Here is a 3432-nt window from a genome sequence, read left to right on the forward strand (position 1 = left end):
ATTCGGTCCGTTTTTTTCGACACGGGATGCCCGGAGGGCGGTTAGCGCATAGCATTCTTGGAATGCGCCATGATCGACTGCCCAACGGGTTCGGGGTGCGAATCGATCCTCGGGTGCGCACCTATTCCGGTGGACGGCTCTTGGTCGGTGGCTCGCCGACGAGGTTGCTGAAACTTGCTCCGGAAGCGGCCGCCCTGATCGGTGACGGGTATCTCGAAGTGACGGATCCCCAGTCCGCGGTGGTTGCCAGACGGCTGCTCGACTCCGGGGTGGCCAACCCGCGTCCGCGCCTGCTTCCTTCCCCGGAAGAGGTCACGGTCGTGGTGCCGCATTGCAACGACGCCGCCGGATTGCAGCGGCTGCTCTCTGCCCTGCGCGGGCACAGCGTGGTGGTCGTGGACGACGGTTCGGACCGGCCGGTTCGGATCCCGCGTACCGGTGGCCGTTGCCGCGTCACGGTGCTCCGCCACGATGCACGCCAGGGCGTGGTCGCCGCGCGCAATGCCGGACTGCGGGCGGCGACAACGGAATTCGTCGCATTCCTGGATTCCGATGTGGTCCCCCGCGCGGGCTGGCTGGAGGTCATGCTCGGCCATTTCAGCGATCCCGAGGTCGCGTTGGTCGCGCCCCGCATCGTCGCGCGCGAGCCGGATGCCAGTGTGCTGGGCCGCTACGAGAGCGCGCGGTCGTCGCTGGATTTCGGCCGCCGGGAAACCGCGGTCAGTTCGCGCGGCTCGGTGTCGTACGCGCCGGGCGCGGCCCTGCTGGTGCGGCGGCACGCCCTGCTGGCCGAGGGCGGATTCGACGAGCAGATGCGCTCGGCCGCCGATATCGATCTGTGCTGGCGACTCGAGCGCGCCGGCTGGCGGTTGCGCTACGAGCCCGCCGCGCACGTCGCCTGCGATCAACCGGCCTCGTTCGGTAAGTGGTTCGGGCGCAAGGTTTCTCACGGCGCCGCCGCGGCGCCGCTGGCCCGGCGCCACGCCGGGATGGTCGCCCCGCTGTCGGTGCCGTTCTGGACCGTCGCCGCGACCGCGCTGCTGGCCACCGCCTCGCGGGCCGGAATCCTGGGCGGGCTCGCCACGCTGCTCGCCGCGCTGATCCGGCTGCGGCGGGTGTTCGCCGAACTCGACAATCCGACGCGGGTGGCGGCCATCCATCTGGCCCGCGGATTCTCCGCTGGGGTGTGGCGGATCGTCTCGGCGCTGTGCCGGCACTACTGGCCGGTGACCGTGCTGGCGATGATCGCCTCCCGGCGCATCCGCCGGCTGGCGGTCGCGCTGGCGATCGCCGACGGACTGGCCGACTGGTTCACCCACCGCGATGCCGGCGGCCTGGATCCGGTGCGGTATCTGATGTGCAAGCGGCTCGACGACCTCGCCTACGGGACCGGCCTCTGGTCGGGTGCGCTGCGTGCTCGCAACGTGGCCGCGCTGCGCCCGGCCGTTCCGCGGCATTGATGGCCGGGGTCACAGTTGGCCCCGATATGCCGTCTACCTCACATTTCGCCGCGCTCCGATGCTGGTGTGACCTGTCGGACAAACCGTATGCTTCGCCCATGCCCTTCCTGACCCGCCGGTACAGTGTGGGACGGGAAAGAAAGGCAAATGGTCAGCAATCTCACAGGCGATAACCGTCCCGAGGGCAGGGTCGAGCCCGGGACACAGCTCGGTGCGCTGGAAGCCTATGCCGCTCAGGCCCACGGTTACCTCAGCGTCGGGGGTGATCAGCTCAATCAGCTGCCCGGATTGCTGCGTCCGCTGGTTCTGGAGTCCTGGCTGCGCAGTCTGCGCGGCGGGGTCGACCCCATGGACGTACTCGACGGCCGCGGTCTGCGCGGTGCCGATCTGCAGCGCTACCGCGACAACCATCCGATTGCCGCGGTGATGCCACTGGTCGACAAGCTGCTGCTGCAGGACGCCACCGGCATCGGCCTGATCGTGGTCGTCGCCGACCAGTTCGGCCGGGTGCTGTCGGTGCACGGCAATCCCGACCGGGTCGAGGCCGCCGCCGAGGTCGGCCTGCGCGAGGGCGACGATCTGTCCGAACGCCGCATCGGCACGAACGCGGTCGGACTGGTGGTCCGCACCGGGCGCGCCACCTGGATCCACGGCCCTGAACACTTTCTGCACCGGATGCATCAGCTCACCGGGGCGGCCGCGCCCGTCCACGATCCGGACGGCCGGTTGGTCGGCGTGCTGATGATCGCCGGCGGCGTGCGCGTCGCGCGCCCGGAGATTCTGGCATTGGTGAAGGCGGCCGCGACCGCGGCGGAAATGGATCTGGTCCTCGCGGCCGTGCGCACCGAACAACGAGGCGCGGATCGCCGTGCGTCCGTGGGGCATTCGACGCCGCCGCGGACCGCCGGCCGGCTGGCGCTGGAGGTGCTGGGGCTGGGCCAGCCGCAGTTGTCGGTCGACGGCGAGCGCATCGCGTTGTCGCAGCGGCATGCCGAGATCCTGCTGCTGCTGGCCGAACACGCCGAAGGTCTGTCCGCCGATCATCTGGCGTTGCTGCTCGACGACACCGACCTCGACAACGCCACCATCCGCGCCGCCATGTCGCGGCTGCGCTCGGTGGTCGGCCCGGACGTCTTCGGCTCGCGGCCGTATCGGTTGCGGGTGCCGGTGTCCACGGATGTGGAGGCGCTGCGCGCGGCACTGGACTCCGGTGATGTGCACAGTGCGGTCCGCCATTACACCGGACCGGTGCTGCCCCGTTCGACCGCTCCCGGAGTTATAGACATTCGCGATGAATTGCGGGTGCGGCTGCGAACCGCAGTGTTACGTTCCGGTGACGCGACCGTGCTGAGCCGTTGGACCTCGGGAGCCGAGGGGCGTGACGATGCCGCCGCATGGGTGGCCTATCGAGCCACCGCCGATCGCGATTCCGCCCTGTATGCCCAGATCGAGGCCAAAATTCGGGTGCTCGACCGGCGGATGGGCGCCGATGCAACGCAGATGCAACGTTTCGGCTCGTAGGCTCCGCGTCTGAAAGTGTCCTGACTCACACAAACAGGTCACAGTGTGGTTTCGGGCACATCTCTGCCCCGAGATCGACCGAATTGGACGCTAGTCCGAGTTTTTTTGAAGGAACTGATTCCTTTTTATTAGTCTTCGGCCTAGTGTTCGCTGCATGAACGGTGGCGCGGGTCGCCACCGGCCGATGCAGGAGATGAGGCCGCGGGAGCTCGGGGCCGCGATGTTGGAGGAAGTCGAGTTCGAGGATGAGTTGGTGACCGCACCGGTTCACCGAAATTACTGAGACACAAACCATTTCGCTCTTTCACACCTTCGCGATCGCGTGAGGTGTATTCGCCGAACCATCCGTGGCAAAGCCAGGGTCCGCGCCGTCGCGCGGGGCCCGGGGCTTATTTCGTGCTGCCCGAAAAGCGTTCGGTCGCTGGGTATTTCGTCAAACGAGGAGGCTCTG

2 protein-coding genes are annotated in these 3432 nt (G+C 68.2%); both read left to right on the forward strand.

The features are described from left to right. Positions 1 to 62: 62 nt before the first annotated feature. Positions 63 to 1460, forward strand: a complete 1398-nt coding sequence (mftF, locus tag A5780_RS32510; RefSeq protein ID WP_063013608.1) for a mycofactocin biosynthesis glycosyltransferase MftF — start codon at positions 63 to 65, stop codon at positions 1458 to 1460. A 147-nt stretch (positions 1461 to 1607) separates the two neighbouring features. After that, positions 1608 to 2981, forward strand: coding sequence for a GAF domain-containing protein (locus tag A5780_RS32515; RefSeq protein ID WP_063013607.1), 1374 nt, complete (start codon positions 1608 to 1610; stop codon positions 2979 to 2981). Positions 2982 to 3432: the final 451 nt, after the last annotated feature.

The sequence above is a fragment of the Nocardia sp. 852002-20019_SCH5090214 genome (assembly GCF_001665865.1).
In the GTDB taxonomy this organism is placed as follows: domain Bacteria; phylum Actinomycetota; class Actinomycetes; order Mycobacteriales; family Mycobacteriaceae; genus Nocardia; species Nocardia nova.

Bases quoted from the DNA above. Each gene is read 5' to 3' on its own strand.
- mftF (WP_063013608.1), top strand. From the start codon at position 63: ATGCGCCATGATCGACTGCCCAACGGGTTCGGGGTGCGAATCGATCCT.
- A5780_RS32515 (WP_063013607.1), top strand. From the start codon at position 1,608: ATGGTCAGCAATCTCACAGGCGATAACCGTCCCGAGGGCAGGGTCGAG.